The organism is Streptomyces sp. NPDC096013 (genome assembly GCF_044763565.1).
Classification (GTDB): domain Bacteria; phylum Actinomycetota; class Actinomycetes; order Streptomycetales; family Streptomycetaceae; genus Streptomyces.
In genome coordinates this window covers 31,530-55,091 of the sequence record NZ_JBIWGK010000003.1, presented here as the reverse complement: position 1 = coordinate 55,091, position 23,562 = coordinate 31,530, and the positions used below count along the sequence as shown (strand labels likewise).

General features: G+C 70.9%; 23 protein-coding genes and 1 riboswitch. Of the genes, 11 read left to right on the top strand and 12 right to left on the bottom strand.

Annotation, left to right across the window (positions count from 1 at the left end):
- Positions 1 to 957 (top strand): ABC transporter substrate-binding protein, encoded by a 957-nt coding sequence (locus ACIRB1_RS11855; RefSeq protein WP_403465418.1) that lies wholly within the window; start codon positions 1 to 3, stop codon positions 955 to 957.
- Positions 958 to 963: 6 nt separating this feature from the next.
- Here the strand turns inward: ACIRB1_RS11855 and ACIRB1_RS11850 are convergent, their stop codons facing one another.
- From ACIRB1_RS11850 to ACIRB1_RS11840, 3 genes are read right to left on the bottom strand one after another with little or no spacing between them, the layout of a single operon-like run.
- On the bottom strand, positions 964 to 1,689 hold the full coding sequence (locus ACIRB1_RS11850) for an isocitrate lyase/phosphoenolpyruvate mutase family protein (RefSeq protein ID WP_352182083.1): 726 nt from the start codon (positions 1,687 to 1,689) through the stop codon (positions 964 to 966).
- Positions 1,686 to 1,865 carry a hypothetical protein gene (locus ACIRB1_RS11845; protein WP_352182084.1) on the bottom strand — a complete coding sequence of 60 codons (180 nt, stop codon included), beginning with the start codon at positions 1,863 to 1,865 and terminating at the stop codon, positions 1,686 to 1,688. Before ACIRB1_RS11845 ends, ACIRB1_RS11850 begins: the two co-directional genes overlap by 4 nt.
- A complete protein-coding gene (locus ACIRB1_RS11840; protein WP_403465417.1) occupies positions 1,862 to 2,386 on the bottom strand; it encodes a carboxymuconolactone decarboxylase family protein in 525 nt (174 codons plus the stop codon). The genes ACIRB1_RS11845 and ACIRB1_RS11840 overlap by 4 nt, the downstream gene beginning before the upstream one ends.
- Positions 2,387 to 2,433: 47 nt before the next feature.
- On the opposite strand from ACIRB1_RS11840, the gene ACIRB1_RS11835 reads away from it, so the two are divergent.
- Positions 2,434 to 3,819, top strand: a complete 1,386-nt coding sequence (locus tag ACIRB1_RS11835; RefSeq protein ID WP_352182086.1) for a PLP-dependent aminotransferase family protein — start codon at positions 2,434 to 2,436, stop codon at positions 3,817 to 3,819.
- Positions 3,820 to 3,946: 127 nt separating this feature from the next.
- Here ACIRB1_RS11835 and ACIRB1_RS11830 read toward each other — a convergent pair whose 3' ends face one another.
- Both ACIRB1_RS11830 and rocD read right to left on the bottom strand, forming a co-directional pair.
- Complete coding sequence (locus ACIRB1_RS11830) at positions 3,947 to 4,798, bottom strand: hypothetical protein (protein WP_403465778.1); 852 nt, start codon at positions 4,796 to 4,798, stop codon at positions 3,947 to 3,949.
- Positions 4,799 to 4,978: 180 nt separating this feature from the next.
- Complete coding sequence (gene rocD, locus ACIRB1_RS11825; RefSeq protein WP_403465416.1) at positions 4,979 to 6,184, bottom strand: ornithine--oxo-acid transaminase; 1,206 nt, start codon at positions 6,182 to 6,184, stop codon at positions 4,979 to 4,981.
- Positions 6,185 to 6,275: 91 nt separating this feature from the next.
- A riboswitch (ZMP/ZTP riboswitch) is annotated at positions 6,276 to 6,365 on the top strand.
- A gap of 31 nt (positions 6,366 to 6,396) precedes the next feature.
- Between rocD and ACIRB1_RS11820 the strand changes: the two genes are divergently transcribed.
- The 3 genes from ACIRB1_RS11820 to ACIRB1_RS11810 all read left to right on the top strand — a co-directional run bounded on the left by ACIRB1_RS11820 (position 6,397) and on the right by ACIRB1_RS11810 (position 9,739).
- The gene (locus ACIRB1_RS11820; RefSeq protein ID WP_403465415.1) at positions 6,397 to 7,851 is read left to right on the top strand and encodes a glycine hydroxymethyltransferase; all 1,455 of its coding nucleotides are present in this window, start codon (positions 6,397 to 6,399) and stop codon (positions 7,849 to 7,851) included.
- Between the two features lie 129 nt (positions 7,852 to 7,980).
- Positions 7,981 to 8,994, top strand: a complete 1,014-nt coding sequence (gene trpS / locus ACIRB1_RS11815) for a tryptophan--tRNA ligase (protein ID WP_352182089.1) — start codon at positions 7,981 to 7,983, stop codon at positions 8,992 to 8,994.
- 163 nt (positions 8,995 to 9,157) lie between these two features.
- Positions 9,158 to 9,739 carry a 2'-5' RNA ligase family protein gene (locus ACIRB1_RS11810; protein ID WP_352182090.1) on the top strand — a complete coding sequence of 194 codons (582 nt, stop codon included), beginning with the start codon at positions 9,158 to 9,160 and terminating at the stop codon, positions 9,737 to 9,739.
- 34 nt (positions 9,740 to 9,773) lie between these two features.
- Here ACIRB1_RS11810 and ACIRB1_RS11805 read toward each other — a convergent pair whose 3' ends face one another.
- On the bottom strand, positions 9,774 to 10,529 hold the full coding sequence (locus ACIRB1_RS11805; RefSeq protein ID WP_403465414.1) for a decaprenylphospho-beta-D-erythro-pentofuranosid-2-ulose 2-reductase: 756 nt from the start codon (positions 10,527 to 10,529) through the stop codon (positions 9,774 to 9,776).
- Positions 10,530 to 10,804: 275 nt separating this feature from the next.
- Here ACIRB1_RS11805 and ACIRB1_RS11800 point away from each other — a divergent pair, with 275 nt between their 5' ends.
- On the top strand, positions 10,805 to 11,755 hold the full coding sequence (locus ACIRB1_RS11800) for a YihY/virulence factor BrkB family protein (RefSeq protein ID WP_403465413.1): 951 nt from the start codon (positions 10,805 to 10,807) through the stop codon (positions 11,753 to 11,755).
- On the opposite strand, the gene ACIRB1_RS11795 is transcribed toward ACIRB1_RS11800, so the two are convergent.
- Positions 11,706 to 12,992: a D-alanyl-D-alanine carboxypeptidase family protein gene (locus ACIRB1_RS11795; protein WP_403465412.1), complete on the bottom strand. Its 1,287-nt coding sequence runs from the start codon at positions 12,990 to 12,992 to the stop codon at positions 11,706 to 11,708. The two genes, ACIRB1_RS11800 and ACIRB1_RS11795, sit on opposite strands and share 50 nt — an antisense overlap.
- A 91-nt stretch (positions 12,993 to 13,083) precedes the next feature.
- On the opposite strand from ACIRB1_RS11795, the gene ACIRB1_RS11790 reads away from it, so the two are divergent.
- The 4 genes from ACIRB1_RS11790 to ACIRB1_RS11775 all read left to right on the top strand — a co-directional run bounded on the left by ACIRB1_RS11790 (position 13,084) and on the right by ACIRB1_RS11775 (position 16,921).
- On the top strand, positions 13,084 to 13,323 hold the full coding sequence (locus ACIRB1_RS11790) for an SCO4848 family membrane protein (RefSeq protein ID WP_352182094.1): 240 nt from the start codon (positions 13,084 to 13,086) through the stop codon (positions 13,321 to 13,323).
- A 4-nt stretch (positions 13,324 to 13,327) separates the two neighbouring features.
- The gene (locus ACIRB1_RS11785; protein WP_403465411.1) at positions 13,328 to 14,635 is read left to right on the top strand and encodes a metallophosphoesterase; all 1,308 of its coding nucleotides are present in this window, start codon (positions 13,328 to 13,330) and stop codon (positions 14,633 to 14,635) included.
- Positions 14,636 to 14,831: 196 nt separating this feature from the next.
- On the top strand, positions 14,832 to 16,388 hold the full coding sequence (locus ACIRB1_RS11780) for an ABC transporter substrate-binding protein (RefSeq protein ID WP_352182096.1): 1,557 nt from the start codon (positions 14,832 to 14,834) through the stop codon (positions 16,386 to 16,388).
- A gap of 128 nt (positions 16,389 to 16,516) precedes the next feature.
- A complete protein-coding gene (locus ACIRB1_RS11775; protein ID WP_352182097.1) occupies positions 16,517 to 16,921 on the top strand; it encodes an ATP-binding protein in 405 nt (134 codons plus the stop codon).
- Between the two features lie 25 nt (positions 16,922 to 16,946).
- Here the strand turns inward: ACIRB1_RS11775 and ACIRB1_RS11770 are convergent, their stop codons facing one another.
- Positions 16,947 to 18,401: an ATP-binding protein gene (locus ACIRB1_RS11770; RefSeq protein WP_403465410.1), complete on the bottom strand. Its 1,455-nt coding sequence runs from the start codon at positions 18,399 to 18,401 to the stop codon at positions 16,947 to 16,949.
- Positions 18,398 to 19,084: a response regulator transcription factor gene (locus tag ACIRB1_RS11765; protein WP_352182099.1), complete on the bottom strand. Its 687-nt coding sequence runs from the start codon at positions 19,082 to 19,084 to the stop codon at positions 18,398 to 18,400. Before ACIRB1_RS11765 ends, ACIRB1_RS11770 begins: the two co-directional genes overlap by 4 nt.
- A gap of 196 nt (positions 19,085 to 19,280) precedes the next feature.
- Here ACIRB1_RS11765 and ACIRB1_RS11760 point away from each other — a divergent pair, with 196 nt between their 5' ends.
- Positions 19,281 to 21,683: an MMPL family transporter gene (locus ACIRB1_RS11760; RefSeq protein ID WP_403465777.1), complete on the top strand. Its 2,403-nt coding sequence runs from the start codon at positions 19,281 to 19,283 to the stop codon at positions 21,681 to 21,683.
- Positions 21,684 to 21,749: 66 nt separating this feature from the next.
- On the opposite strand, the gene ACIRB1_RS11755 is transcribed toward ACIRB1_RS11760, so the two are convergent.
- Genes ACIRB1_RS11755 through ACIRB1_RS11745 form a run of 3 tightly spaced genes read right to left on the bottom strand, consistent with a single transcriptional unit; the run spans position 21,750 to position 23,481 of the window.
- The gene (locus tag ACIRB1_RS11755) at positions 21,750 to 22,544 is read right to left on the bottom strand and encodes a TetR family transcriptional regulator (RefSeq protein ID WP_352182100.1); all 795 of its coding nucleotides are present in this window, start codon (positions 22,542 to 22,544) and stop codon (positions 21,750 to 21,752) included.
- Positions 22,545 to 22,555: 11 nt separating this feature from the next.
- A complete protein-coding gene (locus tag ACIRB1_RS11750) occupies positions 22,556 to 23,077 on the bottom strand; it encodes a thiol-disulfide oxidoreductase DCC family protein (protein WP_403465409.1) in 522 nt (173 codons plus the stop codon).
- Positions 23,074 to 23,481 (bottom strand): hypothetical protein, encoded by a 408-nt coding sequence (locus ACIRB1_RS11745; protein ID WP_352182101.1) that lies wholly within the window; start codon positions 23,479 to 23,481, stop codon positions 23,074 to 23,076. Before ACIRB1_RS11745 ends, ACIRB1_RS11750 begins: the two co-directional genes overlap by 4 nt.
- Between the last annotated feature and the right edge of the window lie 81 nt (positions 23,482 to 23,562).

The window sequence follows — 23,562 nt, the reverse complement described above, 5'->3', positions numbered from 1 at the left end:
ATGCGAACCCGTACGGCTTACTCAGTGGCCGCGGTGACGTCCCTCGCCCTGCTCTCGGGCTGCGGCGCCGCCGACATGACCAAGCAGGCCTCGCCCTTCGCCAACGCGCAGGGCGCCAGGACCGTGACCCTCTCCGTCCAGTCCTGGGTGGGCGCGCAGGCCAACGTGGCGGTCGCGCAGTACCTGCTGGAGCACAAGCTCGGCTACCGCGTCGACACCGTCCAGGTCGACGAGGTCCCCGCCTGGGACGCGCTCAGCCAGGGCCGGGTCGACGCGATCATGGAGGACTGGGGCCACCCCGACCAGGAGAAGCGCTACGTCGACGACAAGAAGACGATCACGCGCGCGGGCGGCCTCGGCGTCACCGGACACATCGGCTGGTACGTCCCGACCTACCTCGCCAAGCAGCACCCCGACATCACCGACTGGAAGAACCTCGACAAGTACTCCTCGCTGTTCCGCACCGCCGAGAGCGGCAGCAAGGGCCAGTTGATGGACGGCTCGCCCTCCTACGTCACCAACGACAAGGCCCTGGTGACGAACCTCAAGCTGAACTACCAGGTGGTCTTCGCCGGTTCGGAGGCCGCGCAGATCACCCAGATGAAGCAGTTCGCCAAGGAGAAGAAGCCCTTCCTCACCTACTGGTACGCCCCCCAGTGGCTGTTCAAGAAGGTCCCCATGACGGAGGTCAGGCTCCCCGCCTACAAGGAGGGGTGCGACGCCGACGCCGCCAAGGTCGCCTGCGCCTACCCCCACACCCCGCTCCAGAAGTACCTCAACACGGACTTCGCGAAGAAGGGCGGCAAGGCGGCGGCCTTCCTGAAGAAGTTCAAGTGGACGACCGAGGACCAGAACGAGGTCTCCCTGATGATCGCCGACCAGAAACTCTCCCCGGCCGACGCCGCGAAGAAGTGGGTGGACGGCCACCCCGCCACCTGGAAGGCATGGTTGTCCTGACCCCGCTCAGGGCTTCAGTTCCACGGCCCTCTCCTCAAGCGCGAGTGCCGTCCAGCGCTGGAGCCCCGGCCCGAACGTGACGCGTGTGGCCCCGAGTTCACCGAGTGCGGTGGGCGAGGGGCCCGCGCCGTCCAGCCGGGCCAGCACGTTGACCGGACCCTGGACACCGGACCGCAGCAACGGCAGCACCTTCGCCGGAGCCATGATCGGATAGACGCAGTCGGCACCGGCCGCGACATACAACGCGGCCCGCTCGATGGCCCGTTCGGGATCACCGTCACCGTGCAGGAAGACGTCGATCCGCGCGTTGACGAACAACCGGTCCGCCGCCACCGCCCGCACCTCCGCCAGCCACTCCGCGTGCCGGCGCGGGTCCTTGAGCACCCCGTCCTCGGAGTCCTCCAGGTTGCACCCGACCGCCCCCGCCTCCAGCAGCCGCTCCACCAGCTCCTTCGGCGCGAGCCCGTATCCGCCCTCCACGTCGGCGGACACCGGCACGTCCACGGCCCGTACGATCCGCGCGACCGCAGCGAACATCTCGTCCGCAGGCGTCGCCCCGTCCTCGTACCCCAGCGAGGCCGCGACCCCGGCACTGGGCGTCGCGAGCGCCGGGAACCCGGCGGCCACCAACGCCCGCGCGCTCACCGCGTCCCAGGGCCCGGGAAGCACCAGCGGATCACCGGGCACCCGGCGCCGGTGCAGACTCCGGAACAGCTCGACCTTGCCACTCACGGCTGATACCCCCCGGGTTCGACACGGCGGCCGACCATCACCCGGTTCCGGCCGGTGCCGGCGGTGATCAGCCCGATGAGACGAGCGAGTCGACGCCCGTCGAAGTGCGCGGCGGCACCGACCGAGGACGGAGCCCGCCCGACCTCACGGTCCAACAGCCGGGCGCGCACGGTCACTTGTACTGTCCGGCTTTGTAGTGCCCCGGCACCATCCGCGTGCTCACACCGAACCGGTTCCACGCGTTGATCACCGTGATCGCGGCGATCAGCTGTGCCAGCTCGGCCTCCTCGAACTGCGCCGCCGCCCGCTCGTACACCTCGTCCGGCACAAAGCCTCCCCCGGAGCCGCCCTGGTAGGCGCCCCCGGTGAGCACGGTGACCGCCTCGGTCAGCTCGATCGCCGCCAGCTCCTTCTCGGTGTAGAAGTGCCGCGACTCCTCCCACGCGCCGAGCTGGATGATCCGCTCCACGCTCTCGCCCGCCGCGAGCGCGTCCTTGGTGTGCATGTCGAGGCAGAACGCGCAGTGGTTGAGCTGCGAGGCGCGGATCTTCACCAGCTCCAGCAGCGCCGGGTCGAGACCCTTCCGGGCGGCGACGTCGAGCCGGACCATCGCCTTGTAGACCTCGGGGGCGAGCTGGGCCCAGTCCAGACGGGGGGTGTGTTCGGGGGCGTAAGGGGCTTCGTTTGCTGTGGTCATGTCTATGACCCTAGAAGCCAGGCAGCCCACGGGTATGGTCCATTTCCATGGTGAAATCTTGGGCCACTCTGGGCGTCGACCTCCATGTCGAACCGACCGGCACCGGCGTCCGCCGCGGCCTCACCGACGCCCTGCGCGACGCCGTCCGCACCGGCCGCCTCGCCCCCGGCACCCGGCTGCCCTCCTCCCGCACCCTCGCCGCCGACCTGGGCATCGCCCGCAACACCGTCGCCGACGCCTACGCCGACCTCGTCGCCGAGGGCTGGCTCACCGCCCGCCAAGGGTCCGGCACCCGCGTCGCCGAACGTGCCGTCGTCCCGCCCGCCGACACCACCCCGCCCCGCCGCCTCCGCAGCCGCCCCGCCTACGACCTCGTCCCCGGCACCCCCGACCTCGCCGCCTTCCCCCGCACCGAATGGCTCAAGGCCGCCCGCCGCGCCTTCACCGCCGCCCCCTACCAGGCCCTCGGCTACGGCGACCCCCGCGGCCGCGTCGAACTCCGCACCGCCCTCGCCGCCTACCTCTCCCGCGTCCGAGGCGTCCGCGCCGACCCCGAGCACATCCTGATCAGCGCGGGCATCTCCAGCGGCCTGCGACTGATCGGCGCGGTGCTACGCGCCCGCGGCGCCGACGACATCGCGGTCGAGTCCTACGGCCTGACCGCCCACTGGCAGATCCTGGACGAGGCCGGCCTGCGCACCCGCCCGCTCCCCTTCGACGAACTGGCCACCGACACGCGCCGGTTGACGGACGAGCCGGCCGTCCTCCTCACCCCCGCCCACCAGTTCCCCATGGGCCTCCCCCTCCGCCACGACCGCCGCTCCGCCGTCGTCGACTGGGCCCGCCGCACCGGCGGCCTGGTCCTGGAGGACGACTACGACGGGGAGTTCCGCTACGACCGCCAGCCCATCGGAGCCCTCCAGGGCCTCGACCCCAACCACGTCGTCTACCTCGGCACCGCCAGCAAGTCCCTCGCCCCCGGCCTCCGCCTGGCCTGGATGGTCCTGCCCCCGTCCCTGGTGGACGAGGTCACCAAGGCCAAGGGCGGCATCGACACCTGCGGCGTCCTGGACCAGCTGACCCTCGCCGAGTTCATCACCTCCGGCGCCTACGACCGCCACGTCCGCTCCGCCCGTCTGCGCTACCGCCGCCGCCGTGACACCCTCGTCGACGCCCTCGCCCAGCACGCCCCCGACGTCCACGTCACCGGCATCGCCGCCGGCTTCCACGCCGTCCTCAGCCTCCCACCCGGCACCGAACAGTCCGTGGTCCAAGCCGCCGCCTGGCAGGGCCTGGCCCTCCACTCCCTGTCCTTCTACCGCCACGAACAGGCCATCGCCGACCCACTGGACGCCCTGGTGGTGGGTTACGGCACCCCGCCGGACCACGCGTGGGCGGGGGCGGTGGAGGCGTTGTGCCGGGTGCTGCCGTGATGGGGGTTGGGGGGGCAGCCGGTTCGGCGTCCCAGCGCGGGCCGCGCATCGTCAGCCCGTCCGGCGTTTGAGGACGAGGCCCTTTCGGGGCCGAAGGGGGGTCTGGGGGCGCAGCCCCCAGAGACGCTCACCCCAACCCACCCGCACCGTCACCCGCCTCACCGCCGGAGGCCGGCGCCTCGCCGAACCGCGCCAGCGCCAACGCCCCCGCCACCGCGACCAGGAACCCCAACACGGCCAGCCACGCCAGCCCGTCCCGCGTCCGATCCCCGAGCCACACCACCCCCACCGCCGCCGGTCCCAGCGTCTCCCCGATCACCAGCCCCGCCGTGGCCGTCGTGACAGACCCCCGCTGAAGAGCCGTCGTCAGCAGCAGAAACGCGGCACCCCCACCGACGAGCAGCGCGTACGTCGCCGGATTGGTCAGCAACGTCGACGGCTTGAGCGAATCGATCAACCGCACCGCCACCTCGACCACCCCGAACCCGAACCCGGCCCCCAAACCGAGCGTCAACGCCCGCCCCCGCTCCGGCAGCCGCCCACCGAGCAGCCCGAGCAGCAGCACCACCAGCGCCGTCCCGAGCATCGCCCACTTCAACGCCGTCGACCCGGCCCGATCCCCCTCCGCGCCGGACGCCAGCCCCAGCATCGCCAGCCCCGCGCACACCACACCCACGGCCGCCCACTCGACCCCGCTGAGCCGGACTCCCAGCAGCCGGGCGGCCACCACCGCCGTCACCGCGAGGCTCGACGCCAGCGCCGCCCCGACCGCGTAGATGGGCAGCGACCGCAGCGCCACGATCTGGAACACGAACCCCAGCCCGTCCAGCCCCAGCCCCGCCAGATACCGCCACTGCCGCAACGCCCGCAGCAGCAGCGCCGCGTCCCCGCCGCCACCTGTCGTGGCCGCCCGTGCGGCGACCGCCTGCAACACCGTGGCCGTACCGAAGCAGACCGCCGCGCCGAGCGCGCACACCATTCCAAAGAGCACAAAGCGACTCTAGGGGAGCGGAGATCGCGGCGGACTCCCAGGTGCGCCCTCTCACCGAACTCCCAGAACTCCGCACCGAATTCGCGGAACCCCTCACCGAACTCCCGGAACCGCGAGGCGGCTTCCCGGAGAACCCCGGGGCCTTCCCCGGCGACTCCGGGTTGGTGGTCAGACGCCCACCACCGCGCGCAACCGGGCCAGTCCCCAGTCCAGGTCCTCCCGGCCGATCATCAGCGGCGGCGCGATCCGGATCGTCGAACCGTGGGTGTCCTTCACCAGCACGCCCCGGTCCATCAACCTCTCCGAGATCTCCCGCCCCGTCCCGATCTCCGGGGCGATGTCGACGCCCGCCCACAACCCCCGTCCGCGTACCGCCGTCACCCGGCCCGTACCGGTCAACTCCCGCAGTTCCCGCAGCAGATGCTCGCCGAGTTCAGTGGCCCGCGCCTGGTACTCGCCCGACCGCAGCATCGCGATCACCTCCAGCGCCACCGCGCACGCCAGCGGATTCCCGCCGAACGTCGACCCGTGCTCCCCGGGCCGGAACACGCCCAGCACCTCCGCACTCGACACCACCGCCGACACCGGCACCACCCCACCGCCCAGCGCCTTGCCGAGCACATACATGTCGGGCACCACCCCCTCGTGCTCGCACGCGAACGTCCGCCCCGTCCGCCCCAGCCCCGACTGGATCTCGTCCGCGATGAAGAGCACGTTCCGCTCGCGCGTCAACTCCCGCACCCCCGCCAGATATCCGGCCGGCGGCACCACCACCCCCGCCTCCCCCTGGATCGGCTCCAACAGCACGGCCACCGTGTTCTCACTGAGCGCCGCCCGCATCGCGGTGAGATCCCCGTACGGCACGATCTCGAAGCCCGGCGTGTACGGCCCGAAGTCCGCCCGCGCCTCCAGGTCGGTCGAGAAGCTGACGATCGTCGTCGTACGCCCATGGAAGTTGTTGCCCGCCACCACGATCTTCGCCCGCCCCGCAGGCACCCCCCTGACCCGCGCCCCCCACTTCCGGGCCGTCTTCAGCGCGGTCTCCACCGCCTCCGCACCCGTGTTCATCGGCAGCACCAGCTCCATGCCGCACAGCTCGGCCAGCTCCTCGCAGAACGCGCCGAACCGGTCGTGGTGGAACGCCCGCGACGTCAGCGTCACCCGATCCAACTGCGCCTTCGCCGCCGCGATCAGACGCGGATTGCCGTGCCCGAAGTTCAGCGCCGAATACCCGGCCAGCAGATCGAGATACCGCCGCCCCTCCACGTCCGTCATCCACGCGCCCTCGGCGGTGGCGACCATCAACGGCAGCGGGTGGTAGGTGTGCGCGGTGTGCGCCTCGGCGGCGGCGATGAGTGCTTCCGTACTGGTCACGGCGTCTCCCGGGGGTGAAGGTGCCCCCTTCTTATCCCCGCCCGCATGGTGGACGCAGGAGCCGCACCGGCGGGCACGCCCGGTAGGCTGACCGGCGGGCCGTGACTGGCGCGCTGGGATGGGACCGACCATCGGGGAGCGGCCCGAGCTGCAATCTGTGCCGTGCGCCTGGGCCGTACCGTGAACGCCGAACGCCACGTCCGGAGGTCCCCATGCCCGACAATTCTGTGCCTCTCTCCAACGAGTCCACCGCCTTCCGTGCCGCCCTCGATGTGATCCGCGCCGTCGAGCCGCGCGTCGCCGACGCCATCGGCCAGGAAGTCGCCGACCAGCGCGAGATGCTCAAGCTGATCGCCTCCGAGAACTACGCCTCCCCGGCCACCCTCCTGGCCATGGGCAACTGGTTCAGCGACAAGTACGCCGAGGGCACCGTCGGCCGCCGCTTCTACGCCGGCTGCCGCAACGTCGACACCGTCGAGGCCCTCGCCGCCGAGCACGCGCGTGAACTCTTCGGCGCCCGCCACGCCTACGTCCAGCCGCACTCCGGCATCGACGCCAACCTCGTCGCCTTCTGGTCCGTCCTCGCCGCCCGGGTCGAGGCCCCCGCCCTGGAGAAGGCCGGGGTCCGCCAGGTCAACGACCTCTCCGACGCCGACTGGGCCGAACTCCGCCAGGCCTTCGGCAACCAGCGCATGCTCGGCATGTCCCTGGACGCCGGCGGCCACCTCACCCACGGCTTCCGCCCGAACATCTCCGGCAAGATGTTCGACCAGCGCTCCTACGGCACCGACCCCGTCACCGGCCTCATCGACTACGACGCCCTGCGCGCCTCGGCGCGTGAGTTCAAGCCGCTGATCATCGTCGGCGGCTACTCCGCCTACCCGCGGCTCGTGAACTTCCGCATCATGCGCGAGATCGCCGACGAGGTCGGGGCGACCCTGATGGTGGACATGGCGCACTTCGCCGGCCTGGTCGCGGGCAAGGTGCTGACCGGCGACTTCGACCCGGTCCCGCACGCCCAGATCGTCACCACCACCACCCACAAGTCGCTGCGCGGCCCGCGCGGCGGCATGGTCCTGTGCGACGACTCCCTCAAGGACCAGGTCGACCGCGGCTGCCCGATGGTCCTCGGCGGCCCGCTCGCGCACGTGATGGGCGCGAAGGCCGTCGCCCTCGCCGAGGCCCGGCAGCCCTCCTTCCAGGACTACGGCCAGCGCATCGTCGACAACTCCCGCGCGCTGGCCGAGGGCCTGATGCGCCGCGGCGCCACCCTCGTCACCGGCGGCACCGACAACCACCTCAACCTGATCGACGTCGCCTCCTCCTACGGCCTGACCGGCCGCCAGGCCGAGGCCGCCCTGCTCGACTCGGGCATCGTCACCAACCGCAACGCCATCCCCGCCGACCCGAACGGCGCCTGGTACACCTCGGGCATCCGCATCGGCACGCCCGCCCTGACCACCCGCGGTCTGGGCACCGCCGAGATGGACGAGGTCGCGGGCCTCATCGACCGCGTCCTGACCACCACCGAGCCGGGCACGACGAAGTCGGGCGCCCCGAGCAAGGCCGCCCACGTCCTGGACGAGAAGGTCGCGTCGGAGATCGCCCAGCGGGCGACAGACCTGGTCGCGGGCTTCCCGCTGTACCCGGAGATCGACCTCGGCTGAGCCGGCCTGCTTCCAGGGGCGCGGGGAACTGCGCGGGCAATCACATACGGCCCGCAGTCCCCCGCGCCCCGAAACCGCTCCCCACCCACCGGGCCAACCACCCCCTCCCCCTCTGAGAGAATGGTGAGCATGGCCTCTGACCGACCCCGCGTGCTCTCCGGAATCCAGCCCACCGCAGGCTCGTTCCACCTCGGCAACTACCTCGGCGCCGTGCGCCAGTGGGTGGCCCTCCAGGAGTCCCACGACGCGTTCTACATGGTCGTCGACCTGCACGCGATCACGGTCCCGCAGGACCCGGCGGACCTGCGCGCCAACACCCGGCTCGCCACCGCTCAGCTGCTGGCCGCCGGACTGGACCCGGAGCGCTGCACGCTCTTCGTCCAGAGCCATGTACCCGAGCACGCCCAGCTCGCCTGGGTCATGAACTGCCTGACCGGCTTCGGTGAGGCGTCCCGCATGACCCAGTTCAAGGACAAGTCCGCCAAGCAGGGCGCCGACCGCGCCAGCGTCGGCCTGTTCACGTACCCGATCCTCCAGGTCGCCGACATCCTGCTGTACCAGGCGCACGAGGTCCCGGTCGGCGAGGACCAGCGCCAGCACATCGAGCTGACCCGCGACCTCGCGGAGCGCTTCAACGGCCGCTACGGCGAGACCTTCACGATCCCGAAGCCGTACATCCTGAAGGAGACGGCGAAGATCTACGACCTTCAGGACCCGACGATCAAGATGAGCAAGTCGGCGTCGACCCCGAAGGGCCTCATCAACCTCCTCGACGACCCGAAGGCGACCGCCAAGAAGGTCAAGAGCGCGGTCACCGACACGGACACCGTGATCCGCTACGACGCGGTGCACAAGCCGGGCGTCAGCAACCTCCTGACCATCCACTCCACCCTCACCGGCAAGTCGGTCGCCGAGCTGGAGCGGGAGTACGAGGGCAAGATGTACGGCGCGCTGAAGACGGACCTCGCCGAGATCATGGTCGAGTTCGTGTCGCCCTTCCGGGAGCGGACCCAGCAGTATCTGGACGACCCGGAGACGCTCGACGCGATCCTCGCCAAGGGCGCGGAGAAGGCGCGCGCCGTCGCCGCCGAGACCCTCGCCCAGGCGTACGACCGGGTCGGCTTCCTGCCCGCCAAGCACTGAGGCGCAGGACCGCGCCGGAGTACCACTGGGCAGAGCGCTGCACATCACTACGGTTGCGCCTGCCCACAACTCGGTCGTGGCCGTACAGTCGATAGCCGGGTGGCCGCACGCGTGGCCGCCCCCGCTCACCACCAGCACCCTCTACAGGACGACAGGAGACGACGTGGGGACCGTAACGATCGGTGTGTCGATCGCGGTCCCGGAGCCTCACGGCAGCCTGCTCCAGGAGCGGCGCGCGGGCTTCGGCGACGCCGCTGCTCACGGCATCCCCACGCACGTCACGCTGTTGCCGCCGACCGAGGTGGACGCCTCGCAACTGCCCGCGGTCGAGGCCCATCTCGTCGAGGTCGCCGCCGCCGGGCGCCCCTTCCCGATGCGACTGTCCGGCACCGGCACCTTCCGGCCGCTGTCCCCGGTGGTCTACGTCCAGATCGTCGAGGGCGCCGCGGCCTGCAACTGGCTTCAGAAGCGGATCCGCGACGCCTCCGGGCCGATGGCACGCGAACTGCACTTCCCGTACCACCCGCACGTCACCGTGGCGCACGGCATCGACGACGCGTTGATGGACCGCGCCTTCGAAGCGCTCGCCGACTACCGCGCGGAGTGGCCGTGCACCGGCTTCGCGCTCTACGAGCAGGGTGCCGACGGCGTCTGGCGCAAGCTCCGGGAGTTCGCCTTCGGGGGAGCCGTCGTACCGCCCCAGGCGGCCCACACCGAGCGCGGCACGATCCCCAGCCACCAGTAGACCGTCGACGACGCGCGGCCCGCCGCCCGAGGGGTCACACCGGCAGACGTCGGAACAGCGCCCTCGGCAGATGCCGCAGCACCGCCGTCACCACGCGCAGCGTCCCGGGCACCCAGACCGTCTCCGAGCGTCGGCGCAGGCCCAGTTCGATGGCCGTGGCGACAGCGCCGGGGGTCGTCGCGAGCGGTGTCTCCTCCCGGCCGGCCGTCATCTTCGACCGCACGAACCCCGGCCGTACGACCATGACGTGCACCCCGGTGCCGTGCAGCGCGTCGCCCAGCCCCTGGGTGAAGGTGTCCAGGCCGGCCTTGCTGGAGCCGTAGATGAAGTCCGCGCGGCGGGCCCGTTCCCCGGCGACGGAGGAGAGCACCACCAGGGAGCCGTGCCCCTGGGTCTGCAACGCCCGCGCGCTGACCAGACCGGACGACACGGCGCCGAGGTAGTTGGTCCGCGCCACATGCACCGCGGCGGCCGGTTCGCGCTCGTCCCGCGCCTGGTCGCCGAGGACCCCGAAGGCGAGCAGCACCATGTCGACGTCGCCCTCCGCGAAGACCTTGCCGAGCACGACCTCGTGGGAGTCGGGGTCGAGCGCGTCGAAGGCGAGGGTGTGGACCCCGGCCCCCAGGACACGCAGTTCCGAGGCGGCCGTCTCCAGGGCCGGCGACGGACGGCCCGCCAGCCACACCGTGCGGGTGCCGCGGGCGATCAGCCGGCGGGCGGTGGCCAACGCGATCTCGGACGTACCACCGAGGACGAGCAGGGACCGGGGGAGACCGAAAACGTCCTTCACGACAGCTCCTGGGGGTGCGATTCGATGAGGGGTCCGGGCCGATCGGGGACGGGAGCGGAGTCGGCAGCCATGCCTGTGACCGTATCGTCACCTTATGGGCGATACGCCGTGCGTCGTCGGCGCCCTCCCCGAGATGGGTGATTAGTCGGATGTCGCGCACTATGGGGGAAGTTCGGCCCAGTCGTGTGGCACGTGCGCGTTCTTGGGGTACCCGGACACCGGTCCTCCGCGAGGGAGGTCGCATTCAGGTCATGGACTGAGGGCAGAATCGGATCATGGACTGGCTGAAGAAGCTCCCCGTCATCGGGCCGCTGGTGGCGCGCCTGATGCTCACGCACGCATGGCGGTCGTACGAGCGGCTGGACCGGGTGAAGTGGACGCAGCTGGCCGCCGCCATGACGTTCATCAGCTTCATCGCGCTGTTCCCGCTGCTGACCGTGGCCGCCGCGGTCGCCGCCGCGACCCTCAGCACCCACCAGCAGCACGACCTTCAGAACAAGATCGCCGAGCAGGTCCCCGGCATCTCCGACCAGCTCAACATCGGTTCCCTGGTGGACAACGCGGGCACCATCGGCCTCATCGCCGGTGCCGTCCTGCTGTTCACCGGCATCGGCTGGGTCGGCTCGATGCGGGAGTGTCTGCGCGCGGTGTGGGAGCTGCCCGACCGCGACGAGAACCCCCTGCTGCGCAAGCTCATCGACACCGGAGTGCTGCTCGGGCTGGGCGGCGCCGTCCTCGCGACGATCGCCGTCTCGACCGTCGCCTCCGCCCTGGTCGGCTGGATCAGCCGCGAAATGGGCCTGGCCGAGGGCGGCTGGGGCGGGATTCTGCTGCGCATCGTCGCGTTCGCCGTCGCCGTGCTCGTCGACTTCCTGCTTCTGCTGTACGTCCTGACGCTGCTGCCCGGCGTCGAACCCCCGCGCCGCCGGCTCGCCGTGGCCGCGCTGATCGGCGCGGTCGGCTTCGAACTGCTCAAGCTGCTGCTGAGCGGCTACATCCAGGGTGTCGCCGCGAAGAGCATGTACGGCGCGTTCGGCGTCCCCGTGGCGCTGCTGCTCTGGATCAACTTCACCTCGAAGCTGGTCCTGTTCTGCGCCGCCTGGACAGCGACGCCGAGCAAGGACGACCCCGAGGACGACGCCTACGACCCGGCCGACGAGACCGAGAACCCCAAGGTCAGGGACGACGGCGCCGAACCAGGTCCGGCAGCGGCCAGCGCCGGTTGACCAGGAAGACACCGGCCGCGAGCAGCACCAGCAGCCCGCCGGCTACGGCGAGCGCGATCCCGACGCCACTCGACCCCTCGTCCTCCGAGGCCGCCGCCGAGGCCGGTCCACTGGCGGCCGGCTTCGTGGACGTGTCGCCGCCCGCCTCCCCGGAGGCCGTCGCGCCCGGCTGCGCGCTCGCCTGCGGAACGTTCTTCGGCGGGACCAGCTCACCCACCGGCTGGACCTTCCCGTCCGCCTGGAAGCCCCAGTCGAGGATCTTCGCGGCCTCCTTGTAGACCTCGTTGTGCTCTTTCTTCTCCGGCTTCATGACGGTCACCAGGAGCACCTTGCCGCCGCGTTCGGCGACGCCGGTGAAGGTCGCGCCCGCGTTGGTGGTGTTGCCGTTCTTGACGCCCGCGATGCCCGGGTAGACCGAGACGTCCGCGTCACCGCTCAGCAGCCGGTTGGTGTTGCGGATGTCGAAGGTCCCGCGGACCGACTTGCCCTTCTGCTTCGTCGTCCCGCCCGGGAATTTCGCGCTCACCGTGGAGCAGTACTCCCGGAAGTCCTTCTTCTGGAGCCCGGAGCGCGCGAAGAGCGTCAGGTCGTACGCCGACGAGACCTGCCCCGGCTCGTCGTAGCCGTCCGGCGTCACCACGTGCGTGTCCAGCGCCTGGAGGTCCTGGGCGTGCGTGTTCATGTCGGCGACGGTCTTGTCGACGCCCCCGTACATGTGCGACAGGACGTGCACCGCGTCGTTCCCGGAGCGCAGGAAGACCCCGAGCCACAGGTCGTGGACCGTGTAGCTCTCGCCCTCCTTTATCGGCACCACGCTGGAACCGGCGCCCATCCCCGCCAGGTCGGACGGGACCACCTTGTGCTCGGTCGTCCTCGGGAACTTCGGCATCACGGTGTCCGCGAACAGCATCTTCAGGGTGCTCGCCGGAGGCAGCCGCCAATGGGCGTTGTGCGCGGCGAGCACCGCGCCGGACTCGGCGTCGCTCACGATCCACGACCGCGCGGTCACGTCCTTCGGCAGCACCGGGACCCCGGACGTCAGGTTGACCTGCGTCCCCGCCAGGCCGAGGCGGGCACCGCCCACCGACGACATGTTCGCCGGGGGAGTCGCCGTGGGAGTCGCCGACGAACCCGGGGTCGGGGCCGCGAGGGCGACGGGCGCGGTCAGCGCGAGGGAGGACAGGGCGGCGGAGAGCACCAGCAGGGATCGCCTGATGGTCTGTAGCGGAGCGGGCACGGACGAGAACGTACATGCCGGGGGACCCGAAGTCCCGTCACCCGCCCCACCCCGGACACGGGCCCCCGGGGACGACGGCGATACTGGACGCATGAAGCTCAGCCGCCCCGTCTCCTGGTTCCTGCTCGCCTTCGGGGTGTGGAGTTGGGTCATCTGGGTCACTTTCATCAAAAACCTGGTCAAAGACAGCAGCGGACTGGCCTTCGACGACGGCCATCCGACGGCGTACTTCTGGGTGCATCTGACCCTCGCCATCGTGTCCTTCGTATGGGGGACGGTCATCGGGGGCCTCGGGTTGCGTGGACTGCGCGCACTGCGCCGGACCTCATAAAGAAGTGGCCGTTCTCGTGATCGCGCTCGTGGCGCTGGTCGCCGTCGCCGTCCTCGGCGGGCTCCACTGGTACGTCTGGCGCCGCCTCGTCCGCGACACCACGCGCGCGTGGGGCCCCGCCCGCGTCACCGGCACGGTGGTGCTCGTCGCCGGCCCGGTGCTGATGATCGCCGCCCTGGCCGCCGAACGCGGCGGCGCGCCCTTCTGGCTCCAGCAGACCCTGGGCTGGCCCGGTTTCCTGTGGATGGCCCTGGCGATCTACCTGCTGCTGGCCGTCCTCGCCGGAGAGGTCCTACGGCCGCTGCTGCGCCGGTTCCTCGAACGGCGCGGACAGTCCGGGACGGCAGCGCCGAACGGCGACCCGCAGGCCCCTTCCGCAACGGCCTCCGAAGAAGCCCCCTCCGAGGCGGCCTCCGCAGTAGCCCCTTCCACGCCGGTCTCCGAGGAGAGCCCCTCCGAGGCGGCCCCGGAAACGCCGCAGAGCGCCCCCTCCCGCCGTCTGTTCGTCTCCCGTGTCGTCGGAGGCGCTGCCGCCGCCGCGGCCGTCGGGACGGTCGGCTACGGCACCTACGGCGTGCTGCGCGGGCCGAGCGTCAAGCGGGTCACCGTGCCGCTGGCCAAACTGCCGCGGTCCGCGCATGGGTTCAGGATCGCGGTGGTCAGCGACATCCATCTGGGGCCGCTCCTGGGCCGGGGTTTCGCGCAGAAGGTCGTCGACACGATCAACGCGACCCAGCCCGACCTGATCGCGGTCGTCGGCGACCTGGTCGACGGCAGTGTCAAGAACCTGGGGCCCGCGGCGGCACCCCTGGCCGGGCTGAAGGCCCGTCACGGCAGCTTTTTCGTCACGGGTAATCACGAGTACTTCTCCGGCGCCCAGCAATGGCTGGAAGAGGTCCGCACGCTGGGAATCCATCCCCTGGAGAACGCCCGTACCGAACTCGCCGGATTCGACCTCGCCGGGGTCAACGACCTCCAGGGCGAGAGCGAGGGCCAGGGGCCCGACTTCGGGAGGGCGCTCGGCGGCCGGGACACCACGCGCGCGTGCGTGCTGCTCGCGCATCAGCCGGTGCAGATCCACGAGGCCGTCAGGCACGGCGTCGACCTCCAGCTCTCCGGGCACACCCACGGCGGCCAGCTGTGGCCCGGCAACTTCATCGCGGCGGCGGCCAATCCGACCGTCGCGGGCCTGGAGCGGTACGGCGACACCGAGTTGTACGTCAGCCGGGGCGCGGGCGCCTGGGGGCCGCCCACGCGCGTGGGGGCGCCTTCGGACATCACGGTCGTCCAACTGGCCTCGAAACAGGCTTAGTTGCCGGTGTGGACGGAGGCCCGCGCGCCGGCCGGGAACCGGCTGTGAAACGGGCATTTAACACGCGTCGGTAAGTTCTTTCTCATCTCGGCAGAACCCTCTTCCCTCGGATGAAACTCCTGTGGTTAGGTGATCCGCGCCACTAGGGGAGTGGCGTATGTGAGGGGCCCGGGAGGGCCCTTGGGAGGGCACACCGATGCGGTCGGTTCGCATACGGATTCTCGCGACGCTGCTGGTTCTCGCGGCCGTGGGAGTCGGGGGCTGGCAGTTGCTGCCGTCGGACGGGAGCAAGGACAGGACGATCACGGTCGGCACGACGGACGCGGTCACGTCCCTCGACCCGGCCGCCGCGTACGACGCCGGTTCCTGGGCGTTGTACAGCAACGTCTTCCAGTCGTTGATGACGTTCGACTCCGGGGGTACGACTCCCGTGCCGGACGCGGCCAAGAGCTGCGCCTTCGTGGGCGGCGGGCTGTCGACGTACCGCTGTGTGGTGCGCTCGGGGCTCACGTTCCCGAGCGGGCGCGCGATGACCGCCGAGGACGTGAAGTTCTCCTTCGATCGGGTCAAGAAGATCAACTCGGACGTGGGTCCGTCGTCGCTGCTCTCCACGCTCGGCTCGGTCGAGGCCTCCGGGATGACGGTCACCTTCCATCTGTCGTCCCCGGACGCCACGTTCCCGTTCAAGGTGGCCACCGGTGCCGGCGCGATCGTCGACAGCACCAAGTACCCGAAGGACGCCCCGCGCAACGGCTACCAGGTAGACGGCACCGGGCCGTACACCCTGTCCGCGTATACGAAGGACAAGAAGGCGGTCCTTTCGCCGAACAGCCACTACAAGGGTGCCGTCAAGAAGACCGGCAGCCCGATCGAGCTGCGCTACTACGCGGACTCGGACGCGCTCCAGAAGGGGTACCAGGCGAAGCAGGTCCAGGTCGCCACCCGGCAGCTGCCCCCGAAGATGCTCTCCGGGCTCTCCGCGAGCGACCCGAACCAGCGCGTGTCGGAGGCGGACAGCTCCGAGACCCGCAACCTGTACCTCAACACCCGCAAGGGCACGCCCCTGCACGACGTCCTCGTACGGCGGGCCATGGCCTGGCTGATCAACCGCGAGCAACTGGCCGCCACGGTGTACGACGGCACGGTCGACCCGCTGTACTCGCTGATCCCCACCGGGATCGTCGGCCACACGACGTCGTTCTTCGACGACTATCCCTCCCAGAACACCAAGAAGGCGAAGGCACTCCTCGAAGAGGCCGGCGTTTCCCTCCCGGTGCGCTTCACCTACGGCTACGGCATCGGGCACGGCGCGGGCAAGGAGGAGGCCGCCGAGCTGAAGAAGCAGCTGGAGGCGAGCGGACTGTTCAAGGTGGACGTCAAGGGCTACGAGTGGACCGACTTCCAGAAGCGCTGGGCGACCGGCAAGCTGGACGCGTACGCCGTCGGCTGGGTCGCCGACTACCCGGACCCGGACACCTTCGGCTCGCCGCTCGTCGGCACCGGGTCGACGATGAACACCGGCTACAGCAACAAGCTCGTCGACCAACTGATCCTCAGCAGCCAGAAGTTCGCCGACCGCAGCCGCGTCGACGACGACTTCCGCACCCTCCAGTCGGACGTGGCCGGCGATGTGCCGCTGATCCCGCTGTGGCAGCGCAAGGAGTACGTCGTGAGCAGCGAGGACGTCGGCGGCATCTCCTATCTCACGGACGGCACCGGCGTGTTCCGGCTGTGGGCGCTGGACTGGATCTGAGGCGGTCGCGGCCCCTCGGGCGGGCTCCCGCTCCGTTGACCTTCGTTCGATCTTCTGTCCGAGTGACACCGGACGGCGGGCGCAGGCAGCACCATGTGACGGAGGTGTGCGTGGGGTGAGGAGCCGACGTGGTCAGACGCAACTCCTTCCGGCTGCCCCGGCACCCGGCTTCCGTGGGTCTCGCCCGGCGCCGGGTCCGGGACCACCTGGCCGACTGGGGGCACCGGAGCGATGATCCGGCGCTCCTGGACGCGGTGCTGCTCGTGTCGGAGCTGGCGACCAACGCCGTACGCCACGGGCCGGTCCTGGAGCGGGAGTTCGAGGTGGCGGTGACGGCCCTCGCGGACGGCTCCTGCCTCATAGAGGTGTCGGACGAGGGCCGGGCCGAACCCCGGCTGCGGGCCGTGACGGACCTGGAGGAGGCCGGCCGCGGACTCCACCTAGTGGAAGGCATCGCGGCCGCCTGGGGCGTCTGGAGCCGCGGCGCCCACGGCAAGACGGTGTGGGCCCTGGTCCAGGCCGGCACCCCCTGACAGCGGTTGCGCCACCCACGCCGTCCTACGACGGCACAGGCGTCCGTGTCGGCAGGGTCACCGTCACCGCGAGCCCCTCGCCCGGCGCCGTCCGCACCGCCACATCCCCGCCGTGCGCCTGGACGACGCCCTGCACGATCGCCAGCCCCAGACCGCTGCCCGCGCCGCCGCCCGCGCGGAAGAAGCGGTCGAAGATGCGCGCCGCGTCGTCCTCGCACAGCCCAGGACCCTGGTCCGCGACGCACAGCCGTACCACGCCGTCCTCGCGCTCCAGACCGAGTCGCACGGGCACGTCCGCGGGGGTGTGGGTGCGGACGTTGGTCACCAGGTTGCCGAGTATCTGGCGAAGGCCCGACTCGTCGGCGCGCACCAGGAGGGAGCCGTCGGCGCCGACCGTGACGGGCCGCTCCGGCTGCTGTACCCGGAGGTCCTCGGCGGCGTCGCGCACCAGGCGGCTCAGATCGACGCTGCGGAAGCGCAGTTCGGGCCGCTGGTCCAGACGGGCCAGCATGAGGAGTTCGTCGACGAGCCGGCCCATGCGGTCCGCCTCCGCGTTCATCCGGTCCCAGGCCCGCTTGCGCTCGCCGGGCTCGGTCAGCATGCCCTTGTCGTACAGCTGGAGGTAGCCGCGTATCGCCGACAGCGGGGTGCGCAGCTCGTGCGAGGCGTCCGCGACGAAGCGGCGCAGCTGGGCCGCCGTGCGCTCGCGCGTGCGGTACGCCGACTCCACCTGGTGGAGCATGGAGTTGAGGGCGACCCGCAGCTGCTCGACCTCCTGGGTGGGATGGTGGCTGGAGGGCACCCGGCGGGTCAGATCGCCCTCCGCGATGGCCGTCGAGGTCTCGACCATGTCCTCCAGCGGCAGCATCCGGCGGCGCACGCTCATCATGGTCAGCGCGGCGAGCAGGACGAGCAGGAGGCTGCCGAAGGCGAGGTCCAGTTTGAGGGCCTTGGCCATGGCGTGGTGGAGGCCGCCGGTGGAGGCGGCGATCAGGATGTACGTGCCGTCGGCGAGCCGGGTCCCGATCGCGCGGTACGGGTCGTCGCCCAGCGAGATGTCGCGCGGTGTGCCGTCGGCGGCCAGCGCGGCCGGGTCGCTGAAGAGGGCGGCGAGCGCCCGCTGGTCGGCGGTCGGGGCGAAACCGGCGATGGTGAGCACCTTGCCGTGGGCGTCGACCGCCGCGAACACCTTGTCCGGGCTCGCCGAGGCGGCGCTCCGCTGGGACATCAGCTGGCCGCCGAGGCCCGACAGGGTGCTCAGCATGTTGAGCTGGGCCATGGTGAGCTGCGAACCGCTCAGCGAGTCACGGGACTTGGTCAGCTCGGTGTCGACCTGGGCCAGCAGATAGTGCCGCATGCCCATGAGGCTGACGGCGGTGGCCATGACGATGCCGAGCGCCAGCAGCACGAGGTTCGCCAGGGTCAGCTTGGCGCGCAGGGAGTGGGCGCCGCGCTCGCAGTTCGGCAGGCGGAAGTTCATGCCAGGCCGTATCCGACGCCCCGCCGCGTGGTGATCACGGGCGGTCCCAGGGTCTCCAGCTTGCGCCGCAGATAGCTGATGTAGGTCTCCACGACGGTCGACTCCGGCGGGGTGTGCTCGTACTGCCAGACGTGGCGCAGGAGTTGCTCCTTGGGCACGACCCGGCCGCCGTTGCGCACCAGGAAGCGCAGCAGGGCGTACTCCGTGGGGGTCAGCTCGACCGAGTTGCCCGCTCGGTGCACCGAGTACGTCGTCTCGTCCAGCTCCAGGTCGCCGTAGCGCAGGGGCGGGCGCTGGGGGAGGACGTCGGCGGGGCGGGTGCGGCGCAGGACGGCGGTGATGCGGGCGACGACCACGTCGATGTCGAAGGGCTTGGTGATGTAGTCGTCGCCGAAGCCGAGGGCGCCGACGATCTCGGCCGGCGCGTCCCGCGCGGTGAGGAAGACCAGCGCCAGGTCGGGCCTGCGGGCGCGCAGTTCCCGCGCCAGGGCGCGGCCGTCGCCGTCCGGGAGCATCACGTCGAGCAGCGCGCAGTCGGGGCGGGTGCGCTCGGCGAGGGCGAGCGCCTCGCGCACGGTGCCCGCGACCATCACCTCGAAGCGGTGGTAGCGCAGCGCGATGGCGAGGACGTCGGCGATGCTCGGTTCGTCCTCCACCACCAGCACGGTTCCTGGAGCCGTCATGCCCCCAGTATCGGCCGCGGCACCGACAGTCGGGCCGGTTCGGTCTTTGGAGTTCCTTGAGAGTCATGGCCGATACGTGTCCACGCGTGCGTGCCGCCGCCAATTCTGTAGCCCAGGACCTGGGGGACCATCCGACCGATCGACAGATCGACCGATTCAACTCGGTTGCGAATAAGGAGCGTTGAGCGTGGCGGCATTGGCACGGTGGTGCTATCGGCACCGGCTGGTGGTCCTGTTGCTGTGGGTGGGGGCGTTGTTCGGCCTGGGTCTGTCGGCCTCGACGGCCGGGACGGACTACGCGAACGTCTTCTCCCTCCCGGACACGGACTCCAAGAGCGCGTACGACCAGATGGCGAAGGCCTTCCCGACCACCTCGGGTGACACCGACACGGTCGTCTGGAAGGTCGACTCGGGTTCGGTGAAGGACCCGTCCGTGCAGTCCCGCATCCAGCCCGCGCTCGACAAGATCGCCGGCATGAAGGGCGTCGGCGGAGTCACCGGCCCCTACTCGGGTGCCCGGGGCGCGGGCCAGATCAGCTCCGACGGGACGATCGCGTACGCGCAGATCACCTTCGCCGACCAGGCGAACGCCGTCCCCAAGGACCTCGTCCAGAAGGTCGTGGACACCGCCCAGAACGCCGAACGCAAGGGCCTCCAGGTCGAACTGGGCGGCCAGGCCGTCCAGCGCGTCGAGGAGCCGCCGGGCGGCATCGCCGAGGGCGTCGGCATCCTCGCGGCGGCCGTCGTCCTGTTCCTGGCCTTCGGCTCGTTCTACGCGGCCCTGCTCCCGATCGGCGTCGCGGTCTTCGGCGTCGGCACGGGCCTGTTCTCCACCCAGCTCCTGAGCCACACCACCGACATCCCCGACCTGGCCCCGCTGCTGGCCACCCTGATCGGTCTGGGCGTCGGCATCGACTACGCCCTGTTCATCGTCACCCGGCACCGACGCGGCCTCCAACGCGGCCTGGACCCCGAGGAGTCGGCGGTCATCGCCCTCAACACCTCGGGACGCGCGGTGCTGTTCGCGGGCGGCACGGTGTGCATCGCGCTCGCCGGGATGCTGGTGACGAACCTGCGCTTCCTGGACGGCGTGGTCATCGGCACCTCGCTCACGGTGGTCCTGAGCGTGCTCGCCGCCACGACGCTCCTTCCCGCCCTGCTCGGCCTTCTGGGCATGCGGGTGCTCAGCCGCAAGCAGCGCCGCAAGCTGGCCGCGAACGGCGTCGAGCCGGAGCGCACCGACAACCTCGCGGTCCGCTGGTCGGCGGCCGTGCAGAAGCGGCCGCGCCGGATCGCCGCGTTCGCGCTCGTCGTCATGGCCGTGCTCGCCTTCCCGGTCCTGTCGCTGCGTCTCGGCGCCACCGACCAGGGCAACGACGACTCCTCGACGACCACCAGGCAGGCGTACGACCTCCTTGCCGACGGTTTCGGCCCCGGCTTCAACGGCCCTCTCCAGGTGGTCACTTCGAGCGGTGACACGGCCACCCTGGTCAAGGACATCCAGGGGACGGAGGACGTGGCCCGGGTCGCCGCGCTGCCGCCCGCGCACGGGGTGACGGTGATCCAGGTCGTCCCGAAGACCTCACCGCAGTCCCAGCAGACGGACGACCTGATCGACACCCTGCGCGACAAGGTCATACCCGGGGCCGGTGCGACCGGCCACGTGGGCGGTGTGACGGCGATCTCGAAGGACTTCGCGACCGTCACGGGCGACCGTCTCCCGCTCTTCGTCGCGACGATCATCGGCCTGAGTTTCCTGCTCCTCCTGCTGGCCTTCCGCTCGCTGGTGGTCCCGCTGACGGCCGCCCTGATGAACCTCGTCGCGGCGGCGGCCTCCTTCGGTGTCCTGGTGGCGATCTTCCAGTGGGGCTGGGGCCTGGACATGCTCGGCCTCGGCAAGGAGGGCCCGATCAACGCCTTCCTGCCGGTCATCATGCTGTCCCTGCTGTTCGGCCTCTCCATGGACTACCAGGTGTTCCTGGTGAGCCGGATGCATGAGGAGTGGGTCCACACCAAGGACAACGCCCGCGCGGTCCGCGTCGGGCTCGCGGAGACCAGCCGTGTCATCAACAGCGCGGCCCTGATCATGGTCTGCGTCTTCCTGGCCTTCGTCCTGAGCGGCAACTCCGGTGCGGCGACGGCGGGCGTCGGCCTGGCCGCCGCGGTCGCCCTCGACGCCTTCATCCTGCGGACGGCCCTGGTGCCGGCCGCGATGCACCTGCTGGGCGCGTCCAACTGGTGGCTGCCCGGCTGGCTGGACAAGGCGCTGCCGCACCTCGCCGTGGAACCCGCCGAGGAGCCCGTACAGGCCGCCCCGGAGGGCCCGGCGTCGGCCGTCCACGGTTTCGTCCGGACGGCCGAGGGAGAGCCCCTGGAGGGCGCCGCGGTGACACTGCTGTCGGCGGGCGGACGTCAGCTGGACCGCGTCGAGACCCTCGCGGACGGCTCGTACATCGTGTCGGTGCCGGGCCCGGGGACCTATCTCCTGGCGACGACGGCCGCTTCGTACAGCTCGATCGCCCGCCATGTGGCGGTGACGGACGGTCCGCTGATCCACGACGTCGAGCTCGCGGAGGGCGGGGTGGACGCCGTCAACTGACCGGCGAAGGGCGCCTGCCGGAGGTCTGGGCGGGCTCCCCGGGAGGGTGTTTCACGGCAAGGCGTCTCAGGGGCGCTCGTCGTCGGCGGGTCCGGCGGCGGGCGCCCCGCGCTTCTCCTTCTTCGCCTTCGCCGGGTCGGGCAGCGCGTGGGTCATGCCCGGCAGGAAGTCCGTGAACAGGTCGTGCACCTCAAGGACGAGCGGCCGCAGCACCCGGAAGCGGGCGAGGGACACCCCGCGCGCGGTGAGCCGGGCCCCGCGCGAGGCCAGCCGGTAACTCCGCTCGCGGCCCTCGGTGCGGTCGAACACCCAATACAGCACGAGCCCCATCTGCGAGAGCCACATCAACTCCGGCAGCACGTCCCGCAGTTCCGGCGCCACCTTGGTCTTCGCCCCGTGCAGCACCTCCTTGTGGACGCCGATGGCCTGCACACGCGCGTGCTCGCTCTCCGCGGAGAACGGGCTGAGCGGGCTGTCCGGGTCGGCGGCGTTCTTGAAGAACTGCACCGCGAACTCGTGGTACGGCGTCGCGATGTCCAGCCACACCCGCAGCACGCCCGCGAGCCGCGCCTCCAGGTCGGTCTCCCGGTCCAGCACCTCGCGGACCGCGACCCGGTGCTCCTCGGCGAGCCGGTCGTAGAAGCCCTGGATCAGGTGCTCCTTGCCGGCGAAGTAGTAGTACGCGTTGCCGACCGAGACGCCCGCCTCCTTGGCGATCGCCCGCATCGTCGTCTTGTCGTAGCCGTGCTCCTGGAACAGCCGCATGGCCGTCTCCAGGATGAGCGCACGGGTCTGCTCGGACTTCGCGGACCTGGCGGGCGTACCGCCGTCCGCTCGGGGGCTGTCGTTCTTCGCGGGCACGGAAGGAGAGCCTATCCAGTGGGGCAGGAACCGTCCGCGCAGCCCGGCGCGGTGTAGCTCCACCCCTGGTGCGGGTCGTACGACCAGCCGTCCCCCTGCCGGTACACCCCGCCGCCCCACCGGCCGGCGCCCCACTGCGCCCCGCGCCACTTGGCGGCGGCGAGGACGGCGCCCCGGGCGAGCCGGGCCCCGGCCGGGGTGTTCAGCCGGTGTGCCAGGGGCCGCTGTTCACGCAGGGCCCACAGGGTGACGATCCAGGCGGCGGCACCCCGGTAGACCTGCCCGGAGTCGCCGATGACGGTGACCTCGTCGAGGGTGGCGCGGTGGTCGAGGCCGGGGAAGCGCTGCCGGGCCTCTTCGGAGGACGCCGGTACGAGTTCCAGGGGCACCAGCTGCGGCTGCCGTACGAGCCAGTCGCGGACGAAGGTGCACAGGGAGCAGTCGGCGTCGTAGAGGACGGTGAGCCCGTGGACCGGGACGCGCGAGGCGTCCCGGTCCCGGGTCCCGCCGACGGCCGGGGCCACCCCCGTCACGCCCCGGCCGTCGGCGGAACCCAGCCCTGCGGCGCGATGGGCGGTATCTGCTCCCGCTCCATGACCCCGCGCCGCCGGATCTTGTTCAGCACGAACACGTTCCCCAGGTGCATCACCCCGAGCACCAGCAGTACCACGCCCACCTTCGTCGACAGGGCCTCGAAGATGCCCCGGGTGTCGTCGATGGTGCCGTCGCCGCTCAGGTAGAGGGCGACGAACCCGAGGTTGACGAGGTAGAAGCCGACCACCAGGAGGTGGTTCACGGCCTCCGCGAGTTTCTCGTTCCCCCGGAGGACGTCGGCGAGGAAGATCCGTCCGTTGCGGCTGAGGGTGCGGGCCACCCAGACGGTGAGTCCGATGCTGACGATCAGATAGATGACGTAGGCGATGACCGTGCGGTCCATGCGCCTCCCCCTTCTTGAACACGTTCAAAAATGCTGACAGGAAGAACTGTAGGAGCATTTCTGAACGCGTTCAACTTGCTT

Excerpts from the sequence above, each read along its gene's own strand:
- ACIRB1_RS11855 (WP_403465418.1), top strand. The coding sequence starts at position 1 with ATGCGAACCCGTACGGCTTACTCAGTGGCCGCGGTGACGTCCCTCGCC.
- ACIRB1_RS11840 (WP_403465417.1), bottom strand. The coding sequence starts at position 2,386 with ATGACCACAGCAAACGAAGCCCCTTACGCCCCCGAACACACCCCCCGT.
- ACIRB1_RS11835 (WP_352182086.1), top strand. The coding sequence starts at position 2,434 with ATGGTGAAATCTTGGGCCACTCTGGGCGTCGACCTCCATGTCGAACCG.
- ACIRB1_RS11830 (WP_403465778.1), bottom strand. The coding sequence starts at position 4,798 with ATGGTGTGCGCGCTCGGCGCGGCGGTCTGCTTCGGTACGGCCACGGTG.
- ACIRB1_RS11820 (WP_403465415.1), top strand. The coding sequence starts at position 6,397 with ATGCCCGACAATTCTGTGCCTCTCTCCAACGAGTCCACCGCCTTCCGT.
- trpS (WP_352182089.1), top strand. The coding sequence starts at position 7,981 with ATGGCCTCTGACCGACCCCGCGTGCTCTCCGGAATCCAGCCCACCGCA.
- ACIRB1_RS11800 (WP_403465413.1), top strand. The coding sequence starts at position 10,805 with ATGGACTGGCTGAAGAAGCTCCCCGTCATCGGGCCGCTGGTGGCGCGC.
- ACIRB1_RS11790 (WP_352182094.1), top strand. The coding sequence starts at position 13,084 with ATGAAGCTCAGCCGCCCCGTCTCCTGGTTCCTGCTCGCCTTCGGGGTG.
- ACIRB1_RS11780 (WP_352182096.1), top strand. The coding sequence starts at position 14,832 with ATGCGGTCGGTTCGCATACGGATTCTCGCGACGCTGCTGGTTCTCGCG.
- ACIRB1_RS11770 (WP_403465410.1), bottom strand. The coding sequence starts at position 18,401 with ATGAACTTCCGCCTGCCGAACTGCGAGCGCGGCGCCCACTCCCTGCGC.
- ACIRB1_RS11765 (WP_352182099.1), bottom strand. The coding sequence starts at position 19,084 with ATGACGGCTCCAGGAACCGTGCTGGTGGTGGAGGACGAACCGAGCATC.
- ACIRB1_RS11745 (WP_352182101.1), bottom strand. The coding sequence starts at position 23,481 with ATGGACCGCACGGTCATCGCCTACGTCATCTATCTGATCGTCAGCATC.